This is a genomic window from Streptomyces arenae (assembly GCF_022343545.1).
Taxonomy (GTDB): Bacteria; Actinomycetota; Actinomycetes; order Streptomycetales; family Streptomycetaceae; genus Streptomyces; species Streptomyces humi.
Genome location: NZ_JAKQYH010000059.1, coordinates 88475 through 106445 on the forward strand (window position 1 = coordinate 88475; position 17971 = coordinate 106445).

General features: G+C 70.5%; 24 protein-coding genes. 20 read left to right on the plus strand and 4 right to left on the minus strand.

Annotated elements, in window-relative coordinates; genetic code table 11:
* Positions 1-3 precede the first annotated feature (3 nt).
* The 4 genes from MB828_RS26460 to MB828_RS26475 form a co-directional block, all read right to left on the minus strand.
* Positions 4-1356: an SCO6881 family protein gene (locus MB828_RS26460; RefSeq protein WP_301650393.1), complete on the minus strand. Its 1353-nt coding sequence runs from the start codon at positions 1354-1356 to the stop codon at positions 4-6.
* A 35-nt stretch (positions 1357-1391) separates the two neighbouring features.
* Positions 1392-2072: a hypothetical protein gene (locus tag MB828_RS26465; RefSeq protein ID WP_301650394.1), complete on the minus strand. Its 681-nt coding sequence runs from the start codon at positions 2070-2072 to the stop codon at positions 1392-1394.
* Positions 2072-2389 carry a DUF6112 family protein gene (locus MB828_RS26470; RefSeq protein WP_301650395.1) on the minus strand — a complete coding sequence of 106 codons (318 nt, stop codon included), beginning with the start codon at positions 2387-2389 and terminating at the stop codon, positions 2072-2074. The genes MB828_RS26465 and MB828_RS26470 overlap by 1 nt, the downstream gene beginning before the upstream one ends.
* Positions 2390-2528: 139 nt before the next feature.
* On the minus strand, positions 2529-3659 hold the full coding sequence (locus MB828_RS26475) for a C40 family peptidase (RefSeq protein WP_301650396.1): 1131 nt from the start codon (positions 3657-3659) through the stop codon (positions 2529-2531).
* Between the two features lie 523 nt (positions 3660-4182).
* Here MB828_RS26475 and MB828_RS26480 point away from each other — a divergent pair.
* From MB828_RS26480 to MB828_RS46700, 20 genes are all read left to right on the plus strand, one after another.
* The gene (locus MB828_RS26480; protein ID WP_301650397.1) at positions 4183-4938 is read left to right on the plus strand and encodes a DNA-methyltransferase; all 756 of its coding nucleotides are present in this window, start codon (positions 4183-4185) and stop codon (positions 4936-4938) included.
* A gap of 168 nt (positions 4939-5106) precedes the next feature.
* Positions 5107-5817 (plus strand): DUF4913 domain-containing protein, encoded by a 711-nt coding sequence (locus tag MB828_RS26485; protein WP_301650398.1) that lies wholly within the window; start codon positions 5107-5109, stop codon positions 5815-5817.
* Positions 5814-6302 (plus strand): hypothetical protein, encoded by a 489-nt coding sequence (locus MB828_RS26490; protein WP_301650399.1) that lies wholly within the window; start codon positions 5814-5816, stop codon positions 6300-6302. Before MB828_RS26485 ends, MB828_RS26490 begins: the two co-directional genes overlap by 4 nt.
* On the plus strand, positions 6299-7018 hold the full coding sequence (locus MB828_RS26495; RefSeq protein WP_301650400.1) for a DUF3631 domain-containing protein: 720 nt from the start codon (positions 6299-6301) through the stop codon (positions 7016-7018). The genes MB828_RS26490 and MB828_RS26495 overlap by 4 nt, the downstream gene beginning before the upstream one ends.
* Before the next feature lie 29 nt (positions 7019-7047).
* Positions 7048-7509 carry a GNAT family N-acetyltransferase gene (locus MB828_RS26500; protein WP_301650401.1) on the plus strand — a complete coding sequence of 154 codons (462 nt, stop codon included), beginning with the start codon at positions 7048-7050 and terminating at the stop codon, positions 7507-7509.
* Positions 7506-8186 carry a hypothetical protein gene (locus MB828_RS26505; protein WP_301650402.1) on the plus strand — a complete coding sequence of 227 codons (681 nt, stop codon included), beginning with the start codon at positions 7506-7508 and terminating at the stop codon, positions 8184-8186. Before MB828_RS26500 ends, MB828_RS26505 begins: the two co-directional genes overlap by 4 nt.
* 54 nt (positions 8187-8240) lie before the next feature.
* Positions 8241-8957, plus strand: coding sequence for a hypothetical protein (locus tag MB828_RS26510; protein ID WP_301650403.1), 717 nt, complete (start codon positions 8241-8243; stop codon positions 8955-8957).
* 201 nt (positions 8958-9158) lie between these two features.
* A complete protein-coding gene (locus MB828_RS26515) occupies positions 9159-9503 on the plus strand; it encodes an SH3 domain-containing protein (RefSeq protein WP_301650404.1) in 345 nt (114 codons plus the stop codon).
* Between the two features lie 61 nt (positions 9504-9564).
* A complete protein-coding gene (locus tag MB828_RS26520; RefSeq protein WP_301650405.1) occupies positions 9565-10023 on the plus strand; it encodes a hypothetical protein in 459 nt (152 codons plus the stop codon).
* Positions 10020-10460, plus strand: a complete 441-nt coding sequence (locus MB828_RS26525) for a hypothetical protein (RefSeq protein WP_301650406.1) — start codon at positions 10020-10022, stop codon at positions 10458-10460. The genes MB828_RS26520 and MB828_RS26525 overlap by 4 nt, the downstream gene beginning before the upstream one ends.
* 11 nt (positions 10461-10471) lie before the next feature.
* Entirely contained in the window at positions 10472-10894 is a 423-nt protein-coding gene (locus MB828_RS26530; protein WP_301650407.1) for a hypothetical protein, read from the plus strand.
* Between the two features lie 30 nt (positions 10895-10924).
* Complete coding sequence (locus tag MB828_RS26535) at positions 10925-11815, plus strand: winged helix-turn-helix transcriptional regulator (protein WP_301650408.1); 891 nt, start codon at positions 10925-10927, stop codon at positions 11813-11815.
* Positions 11812-12327 carry a hypothetical protein gene (locus tag MB828_RS26540; protein ID WP_301650409.1) on the plus strand — a complete coding sequence of 172 codons (516 nt, stop codon included), beginning with the start codon at positions 11812-11814 and terminating at the stop codon, positions 12325-12327. The genes MB828_RS26535 and MB828_RS26540 overlap by 4 nt, the downstream gene beginning before the upstream one ends.
* Positions 12324-13565, plus strand: coding sequence for an MFS transporter (locus MB828_RS26545; protein ID WP_301650410.1), 1242 nt, complete (start codon positions 12324-12326; stop codon positions 13563-13565). The genes MB828_RS26540 and MB828_RS26545 overlap by 4 nt, the downstream gene beginning before the upstream one ends.
* A gap of 69 nt (positions 13566-13634) precedes the next feature.
* Entirely contained in the window at positions 13635-13916 is a 282-nt protein-coding gene (locus MB828_RS26550) for a hypothetical protein (RefSeq protein WP_301650411.1), read from the plus strand.
* Positions 13917-14010: 94 nt separating this feature from the next.
* Positions 14011-15231, plus strand: coding sequence for an ATP-grasp domain-containing protein (locus MB828_RS26555; RefSeq protein WP_301650412.1), 1221 nt, complete (start codon positions 14011-14013; stop codon positions 15229-15231).
* The gene (locus MB828_RS26560) at positions 15228-16391 is read left to right on the plus strand and encodes an MFS transporter (RefSeq protein ID WP_301650413.1); all 1164 of its coding nucleotides are present in this window, start codon (positions 15228-15230) and stop codon (positions 16389-16391) included. The genes MB828_RS26555 and MB828_RS26560 overlap by 4 nt, the downstream gene beginning before the upstream one ends.
* On the plus strand, positions 16388-17041 hold the full coding sequence (locus MB828_RS26565; protein ID WP_301650414.1) for an HAD family hydrolase: 654 nt from the start codon (positions 16388-16390) through the stop codon (positions 17039-17041). The genes MB828_RS26560 and MB828_RS26565 overlap by 4 nt, the downstream gene beginning before the upstream one ends.
* A gap of 49 nt (positions 17042-17090) precedes the next feature.
* Positions 17091-17417, plus strand: a complete 327-nt coding sequence (locus MB828_RS46695; protein ID WP_343236197.1) for a DUF317 domain-containing protein — start codon at positions 17091-17093, stop codon at positions 17415-17417.
* A gap of 144 nt (positions 17418-17561) precedes the next feature.
* Positions 17562-17963 (plus strand): DUF317 domain-containing protein, encoded by a 402-nt coding sequence (locus MB828_RS46700; protein ID WP_343236198.1) that lies wholly within the window; start codon positions 17562-17564, stop codon positions 17961-17963.
* Positions 17964-17971: the final 8 nt, after the last annotated feature.

The window sequence follows — 17971 nt, forward strand, 5'->3', positions numbered from 1 at the left end:
GAGCTACAGGCCGGTGGGCGGGGGCGGCGGTGCACCGGTCCCACTGGTGTCAGCCGAGTTCGGTGCCGACGGGGCGCCCTGCGGCGGCGGTGTGGAGGCACCGGCGCCGGGCTGCGACATGAAGCCGCTGCCGCCGCTGGGTGCGGATGCGGCACTGCCGCCGCCTCCGGGCGCGCCGCCTACCTTTCCGCTGGTGTCGTCACTGGGGCTGGTCGGGGGCGGCTGAACCGCCTTTTCCAGGCCGTTCTTGATGCCGTCGCCGCCAGAACTCGGAGAGCCTTGGCTCTCTTGGCCGCTGCCTCCGGTGGGGTTCGCAGCTATGTCGCCAGGGAACCCGCCGCCGACGGCCGCGGGCCCCTGCGCGGCGCCCGCTCCGGCTGCCGCGCCGCCGGTTCCTGCGGTGGCGACAGCGGCGGCGGCCTTCCGGCCGGCCCTCTCGGCGTGCTGTCGGGCGAGTTGGGCGCCGGCACCACCGGCGCGGTGAATCGATTCTCCGTCCGTACCCTCGGCCGCCCAGTGGACGAACTTGAAGGTGGCGTACGGGCAGAGCAGCACCAACACCATGATCACGATGCCTGACATGACGTCGGCGAGCGCGCCCAGGCCGTCCTTGGCCTCGGTCTTGCCCATGGCGGCGATACCGAGCACGAAGATGATCGTCATCAGCAGTTTGCTGACCACCAACGTGGCGGTGGCCTCGATCCAGCCGCGCCGCCAGCGGCGGGCGACCTCCCAGCCTCCGCCGGCCCCGGCGAAGACCGCCAAGGTCACCATGACGAGGATGCCGACCTTGCGGACCATCATCACGCACCAGTAGAGGAACGCGCCGACGGCGGCGCCGAGCCCGGCGAACACCGCGACCAGCCAGCCCAGGCCCGCCAGGGAGGGGATCTGGGAGACCTTCACGATGCGGCGGACGGCCGTCTCGATGGACAGGTGTGACGCCTTGAACAGGCCGGCGGACAGGGCGTCGACCACTTCGATGGCGACGGTGGTCAGGGCGATGGCGGCGAACGCGAAGATCACGCCCGAGGCGGTGCCGGTGAACGCCTGGGTGAGGGCCTGCCCGTCGCGCTTGACGGCGGCCCGGATGAGCTGCGCACAGAACGTCCCGACCAGGATCACCAGGCCGATCGGCAGCAGCATCTCGTAGTTGTCGCGGAACCAGCCGGCGTTCAGGTCGACCTGGGTGGTGGCGTCGACCGCCTCGGCGGCCAGGTCGGCTGCGGCGGCGGCGAGTTCACCGGCGCTCTTGGCCATCCAGTCGCCGATCGCCTTGCCGGGATCGGAGGCGAAGTCGACGGCCTCACCGACGGCGCAGAGTTTGTCCGCTACGGGGAAGTCGCAGAAACCCACGGGAAGTTGGCCTCCTTATCTGTTGGTGAGGTGGGTCACTGCGTGACGCTGGGGGCGATGGCGGCGAGGGTGCAGTCGTGGGCGGGCCGGCACTGCACGGCGAGGGTCACGGCGCGGTCCTCGGCTCCGCCGCCGCCCTTCTTCCACTCGATCTGCTGCTTGCCATTGACGGTGACGACGTAGATGTACGCCTCGGTGATCGCGGACGGGTCCTCGGCCAGGGCCTGCTTGAACGCGCCGGGGTAGTGGCCTTCGGTGACCGTGGCGCTGGCGTGCTGGTCCTGGTCGGCCATGCGCGACCACAGCAGCGGGTCGGGGACCTGACCGGACACCGAGGCCCAGTCGGTGTACTTGGTCTCCTTGGTCATCCACGCGCGCATGCCCGCGAGTTGCTGGTCGCGGCTGGTGTCGCGGGTGTCGTACGACCAGAGCATCTGAGCTGCGGCCTTGGCGAAGGCGACCGGCTCGGCGATCTGCGGGAGCTTGGGCACCGACCCCGACCCGGCCGAAGGCTTCGGCGCGGCCTCGGAGGGCGAGGAACTGCTGTTTTGCGAAGTCGTGTTGGCGCTCTGGTGGTGCTCGCCGCGGCCGGTGAACCAGGCGGCGGTCGCGGCGAGGGCGAGCAGCGCGGCGATGACCAGTGCGACGATGGCGACGCGCTTGTTGGCGGACCAGGTCACGCCGTACCCGGACAGGGAGGGGAGTCGATTCGGCATCAATGAACCTGCGACCCCAGGCCGGAGAAGAACGCCACGATTCCGTTCGCGGCGCCGAGGCCGAGCGCTGCGCCGGCCGCGACGACCGCGCCCTTCTTGCCGTTGGCCTCGGCCTGGTGGCCACCGGTGTGGTGGCCCCAGGCCCAGACACCGAGGGACACGGCCAGGGCGCCGACGGCGGCGATGATCCCGAACAGGTTGATCGAGTTGACGACGTTCTTCAGCACGGACAGGCCGGGCAGCCCGCCGCCCTTGGGTGAGATGCCTGGGTCGTAGGCGAGGAGGACAGCGGCGCGGTCTGCGAGAGGTATGGGCATGGATGTGGCGGGGCTCCTTGCGTGCGCGGGCCGTGCAGGGGCCGGCGGAAGGGAAGAAAGAGGGAGGAGAGGTGCGCTCGCGGCGCGAGAAGGGGGCCCGGCGGGCGTGGCCCGGGAGGTGTCCGGGCGGCGCTCGGCGTCAGAGGACGCGACGGACGGCCAAAATTTCCCAGTCCTTGATCGGCGTGATCCGGACCGGCTTTGAGGTGCGCGGCGCCTCGATGACGAGGCCCTCGCCCATGTACATGCCGACGTGTTCGGGCCGGGCCGCGGTGCCGCGGCTGAAGATCAGGTCACCCGGCTTGAGGTTCTTCGCCGAGACGGCCTTGCCCTCGTTGACCTGCGTGTACGTGGTGCGGGTGAGCTTGATGCCGGCGTGTGCGTACGCCTGCTGCATCAGCGAGCTGCAGTCGCAGCGGCCCATCGGGTCAGGGCCGTGGGAGTTGGTGCAGGAGCCGCCCCACTGGTAAAGCGTGCCGAGCTGGTGCATGGCCCACTCGATGGCCTTGCGGGCCTTCGGATCAGCATCCTTGGGGATCTTGTACCCCTTCGGGACGCTCCCCTCAGGGATCTGCCCGAAGGACGTGCCGTCCTTGTCCGGCACACATCCGCCGGAGGCGGACTCGGCGTCCTTGTCCTTGGCCGAGTCCTTGGCGGACTCGTCCTTTCCGGCGTTCGGGAACGTGGCGGCAATGGCCTTCTGCAGCGCGGTCGCAAGGTCCTCCCACTGCGCGTACGCCTCCGGGTAGCCGGACTTCTGCACGGCCTGGGCGGCCTGGGTGACCTTCATCTGCTGCCAGCCGTCGATCTTCAGAAGTGCCTTGTAGAAGCGCTCGGAGGCGTGGACCGGGTCACGGATCTGCTGCGCGGTTCCCCACCCCTGGCTGGGCCGTTGCTGGAACAAGCCGAGGCTGTCCCGGTCACCGGAGTTGAGGTTGCGCAGCCGCGATTCCTGCATCGCGGTGGCAATCGCGATGATCTGCCCCTTCTTGGGCACGTCAAGGCTGATGCCAGTGGCCACGATGGTCTGCGCGTTGGGGATCTGCTCGGCCGGAAGGTCCAGGCCCTGGATGTGGACGTCCTTGGCGGACGCGCCGTCGAGGAGCTTGGTGACTTCCTTGGTCACCTCGGCGGTGTCGATGCCGGTCAGGCATCCGCTGAAGGAGGAGGTGGTCGAGGCTTCGCTGGAGGACGCCATCATCATGGCGGTGCCGGCGAGCAGGAGCGGGGAGAGCACGACGACGCCGATGCCGGCGGCTATGCCCTTCAATCCGGTCCGCCTCCCGGACAGCGGTCACGGGCCGGTGGACGGATCGCGGGCAGGGGAGGGTAGAGCGATGTCACAGCGAGGTCCTTGGTGAAGTCCCGGCGGCGCGTGCGTCGTTGAGGAAAGGGCGCGACGTCCGGGTGGTGGGTAATTCGGGTCGCCCGGGTGCCATTGCGAGTTGCCGCTCGCACCGGCACAGGGCGTCGGGTCAGGTGTGCCAGGACATGGGAATACCTCTAGGAAGGCAGGGGCGGGGATGTGCCATCGGCGGTGTCCGCCGGGCAGTTCCAAAACAGTAAGGGCGGATCCCCGGTTGCCGAAATCGTGTCTGATCAAGGCTCTATTTCGGGGTTTTCGGCGGCGATAGCGCTCAACCGGGGATCGTGCCCTACAGTTTTGGCTCCTCCCCTCGCCCCCTCACGTCGCAGACCACGGAGCCGTCCGCCCGCATTCGGTCCTGTGGGGTCATCCAGGCGAGCTGGAGCATCTCTCCCTCATCTCGCACGACCCGAATTGGGGTATCTCTTTGCCTTTTTCTCTGCACCAGGGCGACGCGCTCAGCGTCCTCGCCGAGCTGCCGGACAACTGCGTCGACTCCGTCATCACCGACCCGCCGTACAACAGCGGCGGGCGGACGGCGAAGGAGCGCACCTCCCGGTCCGCGAAGCAGAAGTACACCTCCGCCGAGGCCGCGCACGAGCTGCCGGACTTCACCGGCGAGAACATGGATCAGCGCAGTTACGGCTTCTGGCTGACCCAGATCATGACCGAGGCGCACCGGCTGACCAAGGTCGGTGGCACCGCGCTGCTGTTCACCGACTGGCGCCAGCTGCCGATCACCACGGACGCTATCCAGGCCGCCGGCTGGCTGTGGCGGGGCGTGCTCGCCTGGCATAAGCCGCAGGCCAGGCCGCAAAAGGGCCGGTTCACGCAGAACTGTGAATTCATCGTCTGGGCGTCCAACGGCCCGATCGACGCCGCCCGCAACCCGGTCTACCTGCCGGGCCTCTACAGCGCTTCGCAGCCCAGCGGCAAGGCGCGCCAGCACATCACGCAGAAGCCGGTCTCCGTCATGCGCGAGCTCGTGCAGATCGCTCCGCCCGGCGGCACGGTGCTCGACTTCACCTGCGGCTCCGGCTCGACCGGGGTTGCCGCGCTGCTGGAGGGCCGCGATTTCATCGGCGTCGAGAAGACGAAGCACTACGCCGAGATCGCTGCCGACCGCCTCACCGAGACGCTGCAACAGACCCTTTCCCAGGATGACCTGACGCTGACTGCCTGAGGCTGAAACTCGCGCGCGGCGCGGCGAGCGGCGCCCTTCGTGCGTGGTCCCGCCGCGTCGTGCGCAGCGTTATAGCAGCGAATCCCCGGTTACCGAAACCGGTGATTCTCTGGATGGTTGGAGCCGCAATCAACGCCCTATGCGTGCGGTCCAAGGAGGCCCCTTTTCGTGCCTGAATCCATAAACCCCCCGGAGGACACGGAGAGGGATCCGGTCCAGATATCCGACTCTCCTCTGCCCTCGGAGGAGGGAGAGCTGGAGCCGGTTCGGCTGCCGGAGGCTGGTCTTGCGAGGGTCGAGGCGAACGTCGCCATGCTGCTGGATCGATCCGCGCGGCACGAGCGTCAGATCGACGACCTCTCGGCGGCACCGCCGCTACCGGACTCGCCGTTCGCCGCCTACGGTCTGCAGGGGTTCGCGGGCCTGCCGCCCGTCCCCGCGCCGCCCGAGCCGCGTCCGATCCTCGAGTTGGAGGACGAGGAGTACGAGGACGAACTCGACGCCCTGTCCGACTGGGTCGACGACTTCCTCGTCCGGGTCTACGGGGCGGAGGTCACCACCGCCGCCCCGTGGTGCGAGCAGTGGCAGGAGCACCCCGATGTCGTCGCCTGGCTTCATGCTCTGTGGCTGGCCTACCAACAGCACAAGGATCCCGAGGCCGGATTGAGTGGCCTGTTCGTGTGGCACCGGGACTTACTCACCCACGCCATGGCCACCGTCCGGGCCGCTGGCGGTCCGCTGTCCGCGTGCATGACCGATCCGGACCGGCCCGCGCATCGCCTGCTGCCAGGCCCCCGCCCCTCGAACCGGAACACATCCGCCACCGAGGAGAACGAGGACCACGAGGAGTCCGGCGAGCTGGGCCAGGCCGGCGGATGACCGGCCACGAGGACCGGCCGGCATTCGGCCTGTCCTTCGACCCTCGCGCCCTGACCGACCTCCTGCAGGCCCCCGGCGACATCCGCGACCTGGCACTGGCCCAGCTCCAGGACGTCGTCAACGCCCGTCTGTTCGGCGCCAAACTCACCCGCGACCTCGCCGGCTGCCGCAAGGTCTATGTCGATCACCGCAATGCCTGGCGCATCGTCTACGCCCAGCGGCCGGCGCCCGCGAACTCCACGCACACCACCGAAATCCACGTCGTGGCCGTACGCCCGCGCGAAGCGCACGACGTGTACGACACCGCCCGCGCCCGCCTCGGCATCCGCCGGCGCCCACTGGGCGAGCGCACCCACGCGGCCCGCACCCGCTCGCCGCAGCTGGGCACACGCCAGCCCGCCCCCAAGCCGGGACCACCCCCCTATGCGATGCCCGGCCTTCCCCGACCCGTACTGCCCCCGACCCTGAAGGGCCCCGTTCGTTGACGCAGTTCCCCACCCTGATCGACCAGGTCGCCACCGCCGTACTCGCGCCGGCCCAGGTCACCGAGAACCCGCACCACCGCGCCATCCTCGACGTGTTCGTCGAGATCCAGGAACTCGACCAGCAGCTCGCCGAGTTCGCCGGCACTGAGCTTCCCGGCGTCAGCCCCACCGAGCAGCTCAGCACCCTGACCGACCTGCTGGTCGAACGGATGGCAGCCGGGGCGGAACTGAGCGCAATCCTGGCCACCTCCTGCTGCTGCGCAGCCGCGTACGAAGCTGCTCCCCCGTCCGAGTACGAACCGCTGGACGACGAGGAGCCCAGCTTCGACCCGGACTTCGACGACTTCGAGGGGTTCGGCGACTTCGAAGAGCCGGACGGCCTGGACGACTTCGACGACATCCACGAGGACGCGTGGGAGGAGTTCCTGTCCTGCCCCAGCAGCCCGCAGACGATCGTGCACGCCTGCCTCGCCGTCTTCGACGACGAGGGCGCCCCGGACTACGTGAGCACCGCGGAGCTGGTCCAGCGCCTGCGCGGTCTGCCCGGTCAGGCTGAGGGGCGCTGGAGCTACGCCGACCTCACCCCGCTGCGGCTGGGTCTGCTCCTGCGCGGCTACGGAGTACAGCCCTGCAAGCCGCGCGCGGCCGACGGCAGCCGCTATCGGGCCTATCGGCGCGCCGACCTGCTGGCCGCCCGCCCGACCTGCTCCTGCTGAGGCACCCCGCCCTCGCGCGGAGTCGGCGGGTGACGGAGGCGGACTGGGACCTGGTCGCCGCCTTCCATGCGCAGTGCTCCGAGCAGAACCTGCTGCGCCGCTGGGGCCGTACGCGACTTACGCCTTGCGACCTGTCCCGGCTGCTTGCCCACGCGCAGTGCTGGATCGGGCTCGGCGCCGACGAGCGCCCTGTGGCCCTTGTCTGCGTCGGGCCGGTCAGCCGGGAGCCGGGGGTCTTCGATCTCGGGCTGCAGGTCGTCGACCACCGTCAGCGTCAGGGCATCGGCTCGGCCCTGGCCCGCCAAGCCGCCCGTCTCGCCCGCGCGCGCGGAGCCCACACCCTGTCCGCGTTCACGCAGGTGGCGAATGCGCCCATGCTCCGGCTCCTTGACCGGCTCGGCCCGACGTCGCATACCCGCGACGGCCCGTACGTCGAGGTCCGACTCGCCCTGGACGCGCTCGCCCCGGACCCAGAAACCGCTCCGCCATGACCGCACCACAGCCCGACGGGCTGATGCCCACCGCCCTCGGTCAGCGGATCGAAGCGGCCGTGGGCTACGGCGTCGAGGAGCTGCGCCGGCACCGCGACAGCGGACTCCTCGACGCACCGCACGCCGCCCTGGCCGACGCGTACCGCGAGCTGGTGGTGGCTGAGCGGGACGTCACCTTCTACCGTGACCGTCTCGCTCGCCTCGCCTCCAGTGAACTGCCCGTGGACCAGGCGCTGTTCGCTCGAATCGAGCGCACCCTCGATCATCTGGCGACGGCCGCCGCCGTACGCGATGCGAAGCGATCCGTGGCAGCCGCAGCGCTGGCGCCGATCGAGGCCGCCGCTCCTCGGCAGGCGCCACCGCAGATCGCGACGAAGGATGTGGCGGCTCTGCTCGCTATCGCCCAGGGCGCCAAGTTGCATGAACACCTCGTCACCCATCGCCTCGCCGTGGCGACGCCCACCCGCACCCGCATCTCCTACGCCCAGCTGCAGCACCTGGAGGAGATGGGCCTGGTGGCGCGCGACACCGCGCATCCGGTGCACGCCGGGCAGCCCGTCACTCTCACTGATGCCGGCCGCGCCGTACTGACCGCACCCCGCCGCGCGGGCCCGCCCGGGACCACGCCCGCGCCCCTGCCGCCGGCCCTCCCTGCCGTCTCCCGTACCCGCCGCTGAACCGCGCTGCGTGCTACGCGCACGGCGCCGCCGGGGTCACGACCGAAAGTACCGATGCCCACCTACGAACCCGATTTCCGCCTCGACGGATACGAAGCCGTCAACGACCACGTCGCCGATCAGTTCTGGGGGCACATCGGCATCGAGCAGGACTCGATGACTGTCCTCGCCGAGCACCACAGCGACGATGCCGCGCACAGCTTCTACGTGATGCACAACCGCGCCGTCACCTGGGGCATCCCCGGAGAACCGCAGCTAGTCGCCCTGCACCTCAAACGCGACCCCGCCGCGTGCACCTACCAGTTTAACCACGCAGAGCTGCCACTGCCCTCCATGGCACAGTCCTGGCTGATCGCCCGCGGCTGCCCCGAGGAGAAGATCCTCCTGCCCGACGGCATGGGCACCACGGCCGCGACCGACGCCACCCGCGTGCTGGAGCAGCGTCTGCGCACCGACGGCGACCACTTCGCCCTGCTCACCAGCTACACACGCGACGACGACCCGATCCAGACGACCGTGATGCTGCGCGCCGTCGACGAGAAGGCGGCACTGCCCTTCCGCGTCCTGCTCGAAGAGGTCGACACCACCACGTGGACACACACTCTGCGCGAGGGCGGCTTCCACACCTTCGAGGCCGCCGCTCAGTGGTGGGAAGCGCACTGGAACGGCGACGAGCCCCCGCTGCCGACGGCCTCGCCGGCAACCCGGCCCGTCACCGTCGTCCCTGCCCTGCCGGCACGCCCCACCCCGCCGCGCGGGCCGGGCCGCTGAACTCCCGCTAACCCGACGGCATTTTGCCTTCCTGCCCCGGCGAATGGCCATCAGCCGTGTGCGAGGCGGCGCGGAACATAGCACGCAATCCCCGGTTACCGAAACCGGGGATTCTCCGGACTCTTGTTCTCAGCCCGCACGGCACCCGCCCGCAGCTGCTTCTCCCATATACCCTTTCCTCGAATTGGAGCTCAATCCCCCATGCGCTCAACCCGCATAGCCGTCTCCGCTGCCCTGCTCGGTGCCCTCGCGCTGCCGCTGGTCTCCACCGCCACCGCGAGCGCCGCACCCGCGCAGGCGCCAACCTCCATGACCGACCCGACCTGCAGCAAGCCCGGACCGTGGACGCTCAGCACCAAGGCCGTCACCATCCGCGCCAAGGCGTCCGCCAACTCCAAGGCACTCGGGGTTCTGTATCGGGGCCACAAGTTCACCGTGCACAAGACCAGCGGAAAGTGGCGCTACATCACCGACAGGACGACCGGCGTCAACGGCTGGGTCTCCGCCAAGTATGTCTACCGCCCGGCCGGCATGTGCCTGGACTAGCCCACCGTCACCCCATTTCCCATTCTCACACCGGAATTTCCGAAACGAAGGGAAGCTCTTAGTGCTCGACGCCAGCGATGACGTGATGGGCGTCATTACCGAGCGAATCGAGGATCGATTCCAGATGCCGCTCGCCGACCTGCGCCGGGCTGTTGAGGCGGCACCGCAGGCCGATCCCGAGGCCACCACCGTCGTGCACTGGTACGGCCTGCTCGCCGAAACACAGCAGGCCCTCGACACCGCCGAGGATGCGCTCGTCGAGGCGCTGGGCACCCAGCCGCCGGACGTACTCGACGATCCCGTCATGGAGTTGGCCCACCAGGTCAACGCCGCGGTAGCGTCCCGCGACGGACGCGCCATGGTCGTGAAGTACCTCCTCGACCCCAACGCTCCCGGCAAGCGCGGGCCCGGGGTGTGGCCAGGCGCGTCTCCCGCCGTCCGTCGCGCTCCGGCCCTGCCAACCTCTCCGCCCACGCTGCCCAGTGCGCGGAACGCCACGGCGCGCGGGGCCACGCGGTGAGCGTCATAGACAAGCCCAGCAGCCGTGATGCGGCTCTGCAGGAAGCGTTCGGCGCCGAGGTAGCCGAGCTGTATGCGCAGGCCGCCCGAGGCGAGGCCAATGCCCCACTTCAGCGGGCGCTGGAACTGCGCAGCTTCCTCGCCATTGCCGAGGAGCAGGTGGCCCGCGTCCGTGACCGCGTCCATTCCGCGACGGAACCCGACGGGGACATGGACGACCTGTCTGCTGAGGGCCTGCGGTGGGACGCGGACTGGCTGGACGCAGCTCTGGCCGGCCGCGACGGCTGCACCGCCGCACTCGACGAGGTGCTGCGCACCATGCCGGCGCCGAACCAAGTAGCAGCATCACGCGCCGGGTTGAGTCCCAAGATCGTCGCCACCGCTCCGCCCGCCCCGGCAGCATCCCGCGCCGGGGCGGTGCGGATACGACGTCCCTGAAAGTCCATCGATTGCCCCAGCCCGACATCCCGTCCCATGCCGTTTCCCAGCTCGTCGCCCGGCGCATCGAGGCGCTGTACGGACAGCCGCTCGCCGAACTCGAAGCCATCGCCGACGCCACCCCCGAGACCACGCTGCTCGCCGCTTTGACCGGCACCCACAGGGACCTGGCCCTCGCCGAACGCAACATCGCCTTCCAGCTGCAGCGACTGCGCGAACTCACCGACCCTGACCAGGACATCGGCCGTTTCGCCGCCGGCCACATCCTCGACTGCGCCCGTCGCATCGCCGAGTCCGTCGCCACCCGCGACGCCTACGCAAAGAGCATCAGCGCGGTCCTGGGCGGCCTGCGCCGCGTGTCCGCCCCGGACACCCACCCGCCGGCTGTACCGGGCCCCGCCACACCGACGGCGACCACCTCCCGCACCCGCTGACCCACCCGTACCGCTTGAGGAGCCCCCTTCTTGGCCACCACCGCGCCGCCCGCCACACCGAACGATCTCGTGGGCGTCACCAAGACCCTGGACTTGCTCGCCCCGCGCTGGAGCGTGTGGGTGCTGATGACCGTCTCCTCCCAGCCGCTGCGCTACGCCGAGGTCAAGCCGAGGCTTCCGTGGCTGGCGGACGGGCAGCTCCACCCCCGGCTGCGTCACCTCACCAACGCCGGCGTCATCGAGCGTACGGAGTACGCCCCGCGCCACGTCACCTACGGTCTCACCGGCCGCGGGGCCACGCTGCTGCCCGTCCTCTCGGTGATCGCGTCCTGGGGCGACACGTATCTGGAGAAGGACCTGGTCGCCAACAAGCACACCGGCGTGGCCGAGCCCGAGCGGATCGCGCCGGCCCAGAACATTGACGACGCGGTCGCGCTGCTCGTGCCGCGGCACGCCACTCCGATCCTGTTCTCCCTGCAGGCCCGGGGCATCGCGACGGCCAAGACGCTGGCGACCGAAGCCATGCCCGGCTACGGGCTGACCGCCGTCTACAAGCCCCTGGAACGCCTGGTCGACGACGGACTCGTCACGGCCATCGGAACCGGCGGCTACCAGCTGACCACGAGCGGCCGGGCACTCGCCCCCATTTTCCAGGCGATCTCCGCCTGGGCCACCGCCCCGACACCCGAGTCCGACGCCCGTCGGACTCGGGTGCCGGGCGCCGCCCCGTCGCAGAACCGTTCAGGCCCGTGGGCGACCACTCCGACCCGCCTCCCCGCACCGGCGGTTCCGGCAGCGCCAGCAGTTCGTTCCGCGCTGACCACGACGCCCCCGGGCGGCCCGGCGTGGCGGCCCGGCGACCTCTTCTCCCACCAGATACCCGCCCGCCCGATCTCCCCGGCAGGAGGCCCGCGCCGATGACCCGCTCCCTGCCCGAGACCCTCCTGCACGAACGCCGGGCGATCCGGACCCTGACCCTGCCGGGCCTGATCCGCCTGGTCACTGAGATCGACGACAACGGCCCCATCAGCCACCGGCGCGGCAGCCTTCAGGGCGCCTTCGGCGACCTCACCCCCGGGCAACTGCGCCATGCCATCGACGTCGCCCGCGACCTCGGCCTGGTCCACGCCGACGAACAGGCCCCCGACCGCTACCGGCTCACCGTGAGTGGCGAGGCTCTGGCCGAGGTGTACGACACCGCGGCCCGCTGGGCGCGCGCCCGTCAGTTCCCCGACACCAGCACCGACTTCGTCACCCGCGTCCAGCACACCCTCCAGCTGCACAGCCGCAGCACGCACGCGTTCGGCTCGAGTCTGGAGCCGTCGACGCCGCATCAGGTCCTCACCGATTTTCTGCAGGCGAACCCCCGCGTCCTCAACCACACCGACGCCCGCTCCGCGCAGCAAGCGGCGGAAGCGGGGCGCGCTGCGTGAGATCCCGTGTCGGACCGCGGCATGCCCGCCGACCGGTCCCCACAGTGCTGCGCGGCATCTACCTGCCGCGCAGCACGGACGCCGCCGCGTACGCCATGGCCACCTACGGCATCCCGCTGCTGGTCCTGGCCACCACCAACTCCGCAGCCCTGACCGGCCTCGCCTTCGCGTTGGAATGGATCCCGCGACTGGGCGCGTTCGCCTTCGCCGGGGCCCTGGTCGACCGCCATGGCACTACCACCGTGCTCCGCTACGCCTCCGTTGCCCGCGCCCTGGTCGTCCTGGCCGCCGCGTACTTCCTGCCGCAGCAGGAAGCGGGGCTTGGGGCAACGGTCACCGTCATGGTCCTCGCCGCGTCCACCGGCATCCTCACCGAGTGCTCGTACATCGCGGTTGAGACCGCGGGCGGGGTCGCCAGCCGTGAGGCCGGCGCCCGCGCCCACCGCGTGCAGTCGGTGCTCCTCGGCATCGACCAGGTTGCCACCCTCTCCGGACCCGCCCTGGCCGGCCTCCTGCTCCAGTGGACCGGCGACACCGGCATGCTGCTGGTGATCGCCGTCTTCTCCCTGCTCACCAGCATCCTCGCTCCGAGCCAACACCTGGGCCCCGAGCCCGCCGCAACGCAGCCCGTCGGCAAGGGACTGCGGACCGGATGGGCGACCCTGCGCGCCCTGCCGGCACTCGGCTGGCTGGTGGCCGGACTGACCGTGTCCAACCTGGCCGTGGGCCTGCTGCAGGCCGCCGCCCCGGTGATCATCGTCAAGCAGCTCGGCCACTCCACGGTTGACGTCGGATTCATCTGGTCGGTTGCCGCGGTCGCCTCGCTCGGCGCGGTCCTCCTGTGCCGCAAGGCGATCGACCGCTTTGGCCTGTGGCCGGTCGGCGTCGTATCCGCAACGATCGCCGCCACCGCGTGCCTGGCCGTCTCCTTCGCTGGCACTTACCACGCCTATCTCGCCCTGATCGCCGTCCTCATGGCCGGCGAGGGCGGCATGACCGTCGTGCTGCGCACCCTGCGCTCCCGCCTCATCCCCGCGGACGTGTTCGGCGCCACCCTCTCCCTGACGATCTTGGTGCTGTTGCTGCCCTTCCCGCTGGCCGGCGTCCTCGTCGCCGTCGTACCGCCCGCCCAGCTCGGCCATGTCATCACCGGCTGCGCCGTGCTCCAGGCCGCGGGCCTGTTCACCACCTTCGCCCGGCTGCGCGCCACCGCCACCCTGCGCACGTCCTTTGCCTGACCGTCCTGGTCGACTGCCCTCGTCCCACGCCTCGTCCGACCAGGTGGTCCCGCCGTATCCCGCCCGTCGTTGAGAGCAGGATCGCGGCCCACGCTGACCGACCGGTTCCTGGCCTTCGACGCCGAGCACCCGTACGTCTACCGCGCGTTGGAGCGTTTGACCGCTGACCGGCTCGCCACCGGGGCCAGCCGGGTCGGGCTGAAGGCGCTGTTCGAGGACCTGCGCTGGCAGCTGCCCGCGGGCGTGCGCGGGCTGAACAACTCCTTTGCCGCCTTGTACGCCCGAAAGCTGATCGAGGACCACCCGCACTGGGCGAGTGCCTTCGAGCTGCGGCGACGTTGCACCCTCTGACCCCGGCCGTCTGCCGTCAACCTCCTTTGTTCTGCCACTGTTTGGAGCCTTGTTGTCCTCTCGCCCCGTCGTTCTGGTAGTTGCAGCCGCCGACATGGAGGCGCACGCTTATCGCGGCTACTGCCTTTCGAATGTCCGCGCCCATTACGACGTCGTCCTGATTTCCGGCGCCGAGCCGACCTGGGAGAAGGAGTTCCTCCTCGACTACGCCGTCGCCGACCCCACCGACCAGGCGGCACTGGCCGCGGCCGGGCGAGCGCTCGCTGAGAGGTACGAGCTGGCCGGCGTGGTGACGTGGACCGAGTGGTACCTCGTCCCGGTCGCCCGTCTTGCCCGCCAGCTCGGCCTGCCCACCACGGCTGCGGAAGCCCTCCAAGGCTGCCGCAACAAGCACACGAGCCGCAGCCTGTTCGCCCGCCACGGGGTGCCCTCCGCCGTATCCGTGAGCGTGCGCATCGAGCGGGAGGCGGCCGATGCCGCCTCGTTGATCGGCTATCCCGTCGTCGTCAAGCCCGCCGCGCACGCCGCGAGTATGGGCGTCATCCGCGTCGATTCCGCCGACGACTTCCCGGCCGCGTACGCCTTCGCCGCGCGCACCGCCGACGACGGTGTGGAGAGTACCCAGGTCCTGGTCGAGGAGTACCTCGACGGCCCGGAGGTGAGCGTCGAATGTGTCACCCATCAGGGGCAGACCACCGTGGTCGCCGTCACCCGCAAGACCGTCGGGATGCCGCCCTTCTTCGAGGAGCTGGCGCACGTGGTCGATGCGAACGACCCGCTGCTCGCCACCGTAGCGCCGGTCGCCGTCGCGGCCCTCGACGCCGTCGGCATCACCGACGGTGTCAGCCACGTCGAGATCCGCATCGTCGACGGCCGCCCCCGCCTGATCGAGGTCAACGCGCGCATCGCCGGCGACATGATCGGTCACCTAGTCCACCTGGCCACCGGCGTCGATCTCGCCCGGGCCGCCGCCGACATCGCGTGCGGACGTACCCCTGACCTGACGCCTACCCGCCGCCAGGCTGCGGCGATCCGCTTCATCTACCCGGCCTATTCCGGCACCCTGACCGCCCGCGGTGTCGTGAAGCCCACCGGGGGAGTGGAGCGCGTGCTTTTCCAGCGGCAGCCTGGCGACCAGCTCGTGCTCCCCGAGGACGGCGGCCATCTGTTCACCGCCCGCATCGGCTTCGTCATCACCACCGGGCCGACCGCCACGGCCGCCCAGGACCGAGCCCAGGAGGCGTACCGCAACCTCGACGTCCAGGTGGCCGCTGGCACGCAGACGGCTCCGGCCACCGGGGAGCACGCCGCGTGAGGAAAACCGCAGCGATCGAGCTGGTGCGCAGCCGCCGCCTGCTGATCGGGTACTTCGCCGGCCTGGGGGTGGTCATGGCCGTCTTCAGCGCCCGCATGCCCGCAGTTCAGTCCGCCGCCGAGGTGAGCACCGGAGGGCTTGCCCTGGTCCTGCTGGCCGCCGCCCTCGGCATGGTCGCCGGACTCCAGGCGGGTGGGCGCCTCGCCCGCCCGGCTCGCCTGCCTGCCCTGCTGACCGGCGGCGCCATGGCCCTCGCCGCCTGTCTCGCCATCCTCGGGGTCTGCTCCAGTCTGGAGAGCCTGTTCGCGGCGGCGTTCGCCTTCGGCGTCGCACACGGCGTCCTTGACGTCGCGGCCAATGCCTCGGCGGTCCGCTGCCAGGACGCTCACGGCCGCCCCATCATGGCCGGGCTGCACGCGAGTTACAGCCTCGGCGCACTTCTCGGCGCCGCGCTGGCCGCGGCCACCACCCACACCTCACACACCGTTCTGTTCACGGGTGTCGCCGTCTGCGCCGCAGCGGCGGCAGGAGCCACAGCGGCGCTGACCCGGACTCTCGCCAGCCCTGCACTCAAGCCCGTTCACCATCCTGCCGCACAGGGCTCGGGCGAACGCGGGGGCCAGTCGCGGCCCCGGGTGTGGCTGCTGGGCGTCCTGGCAGCGGCAACATTGCTGGGCGAAGGCGCTGCTGCCGACTGGGCTGCCGTCCACCTGCACGGCCTCGGCGCGACGGCCGCGACCAGCGCTGCGGCATTCGGCCTCTACAGCGCCGCCATGGCCGCAGGCCGACTCGTCGGTGACCGACTCACCGCCCGCTTCGGCGCGTCAGCCGTCGTACGCGCCGGCGCCGCTTTGGCCGCGCTCGGCCTCGCCACCGGACTGGCCGGCTCCACCATCGCCTTCGCCCTGTTCGGCTGGGCGGCCTTCGGCCTGGGCCTGTCCGTCACCATCCCCAGCCTGATCACCGCCGCTGGCACTGGCGGACCACGCGCGGTCGCCACCGTCGCGGTCACCGGCTACGTCGGCCTGCTCGCCGGTCCCGCCGTCATCGGTGCCCTCGCCACTGTCACCGCACTGCCGCACGCGCTGCTGTTGCCCGCCCTCCTCGCCCTGACCGTCGCCACCCTCGCACCCAAAGCCCTGGAGAGAACGACCCCTTGACCCGCACCCACGACTCCCGGACCGGCATAGAAGCCCTGATCCTCGACTACAACGGGGTTCTTGGTTTGCAGCCCAGTACCGCTATGTGGACCCGGCTCGCCGACCTTGCCGAGTGGCCCGACCGGCATCTCCCCTCGTTTCAGGAAGCCTTCTGGGCTCACCGCAGCGCCTACGACGCAGGACAACTGAGCGATCTCGCCTACTGGGCGAAAGTGCTCGGTCACCAACCCGGCCCGCGATGGCTGCGCACCCTGCGCGATGCCGACACCTCCCTGTGGAGCCGCACCGACCCGCGCGTCCTCCACATCCTGTACCGCGCCCGCACGTCGGGGCTGACGATGGTTTTGCTCTCCAACGCCCCGGCCCACCTCAGCGACGTCCTGGACGCCACCGACTGGCGGCACGAACTGATGGACGACGCCTTTTACTCCGCCCGCTTGGGTCTGTGCAAGCCCGATTCGGCCGCGTACGACCACGCCCTGGCCGCCACCGGCGTCGATGACCCTGGGCGCGTGCTGTTCGTCGACGATCGCGAGGACAACTGCCGGGCCGCCGCTGAGCTGGGCCTGCGCACCCTGCACTACACCGGCCAACCCGCAGAACTTGCCGCGCAGTTGCTGCCCGTCATCGCGGAGCGCACCGGCTTCTGATCCCACAACGCGCCGCTCACTCCTCAGCCCCGACACCCTCTGGACTTTCGTGCCCGACACCGAAGAGATCGACGGCGACGTCTACGTCTCTCCCCGATACCTCGCCGGCAGCACCGCCGTGGGGGACCCAGCGCTGGAGCCGCTGCTCGCGCTCGGCTTCGACCTGCGCCACGACGACCTCGGCAACGCCTACGTCACCGCGCCCGACCACCGCGTCCGACTCGGATTCCTGCCCGAGGGAGCCGACGACGGACTCTGGCGGATCAACGCCTACCGCGACCGCTTCGGCCCGCCCGCCTGGGGCGTCTCCTTCAATGACCAGTGCCCCACCGAATTCGTCACCGCGTTCACCACGGCCCTGGCGGCGGCGTATTAGGCCGGACCCGAGCACTACCTCGCTCAGCCCGACCCCGCCGACCCCGAACTCGACGCCTTCCACGCCGTCGTCCCGCTCATCAACCGCGGCTGGAAGATCCAGCACCCACGGTGGGGCGTCCTGGAGCTGCAGACCCCAGACGGCATGGCCGGGCTCGAATACGCCCAGGGTCGACTGGATGCGGAGAAGGAACTCACCACGCTGCAGGCCCGCTGGTACATGTGGGGCGGCCCGAGGATCAGCTCCGGCTGGTACGCCACCGCCTCCACGAACACCCCGATTCCACTGGTGAGGGCCATCACCGAGAGCGTGTCCGACCCCGCGCCCCTGCCGCGCTGGAAGGACCAGCTGCTGCGAGCCCAGCGAGAGAACGCCCAGCTCGTTCCCGTCACCCCTCCACCGCCTCCGGTTCCCACGCCCCTCGATGCCCGGCGTACCGCTCCCCGCCGGGCGCCCGCGCTGACCACGCGCAGCATCCCGCGCTGGAGCACCACGACAACTCCGTCGGCAGTCCTGCCCGCTCGGTGCTCCAGTCCCCGTCGCTGACCGACCAG

Coding starts and splice junctions, on each gene's coding strand:
- MB828_RS26465 (WP_301650394.1), bottom strand. CDS start 2,072: ATGCCGAATCGACTCCCCTCCCTGTCCGGGTACGGCGTGACCTGGTCC.
- MB828_RS26470 (WP_301650395.1), bottom strand. CDS start 2,389: ATGCCCATACCTCTCGCAGACCGCGCCGCTGTCCTCCTCGCCTACGAC.
- MB828_RS26490 (WP_301650399.1), top strand. CDS start 5,814: ATGACCGGCCACGAGGACCGGCCGGCATTCGGCCTGTCCTTCGACCCT.
- MB828_RS26505 (WP_301650402.1), top strand. CDS start 7,506: ATGACCGCACCACAGCCCGACGGGCTGATGCCCACCGCCCTCGGTCAG.
- MB828_RS26510 (WP_301650403.1), top strand. CDS start 8,241: ATGCCCACCTACGAACCCGATTTCCGCCTCGACGGATACGAAGCCGTC.
- MB828_RS26515 (WP_301650404.1), top strand. CDS start 9,159: ATGCGCTCAACCCGCATAGCCGTCTCCGCTGCCCTGCTCGGTGCCCTC.
- MB828_RS26540 (WP_301650409.1), top strand. CDS start 11,812: ATGACCCGCTCCCTGCCCGAGACCCTCCTGCACGAACGCCGGGCGATC.
- MB828_RS26555 (WP_301650412.1), top strand. CDS start 14,011: ATGGAGGCGCACGCTTATCGCGGCTACTGCCTTTCGAATGTCCGCGCC.
- MB828_RS46700 (WP_343236198.1), top strand. CDS start 17,562: ATGGCCGGGCTCGAATACGCCCAGGGTCGACTGGATGCGGAGAAGGAA.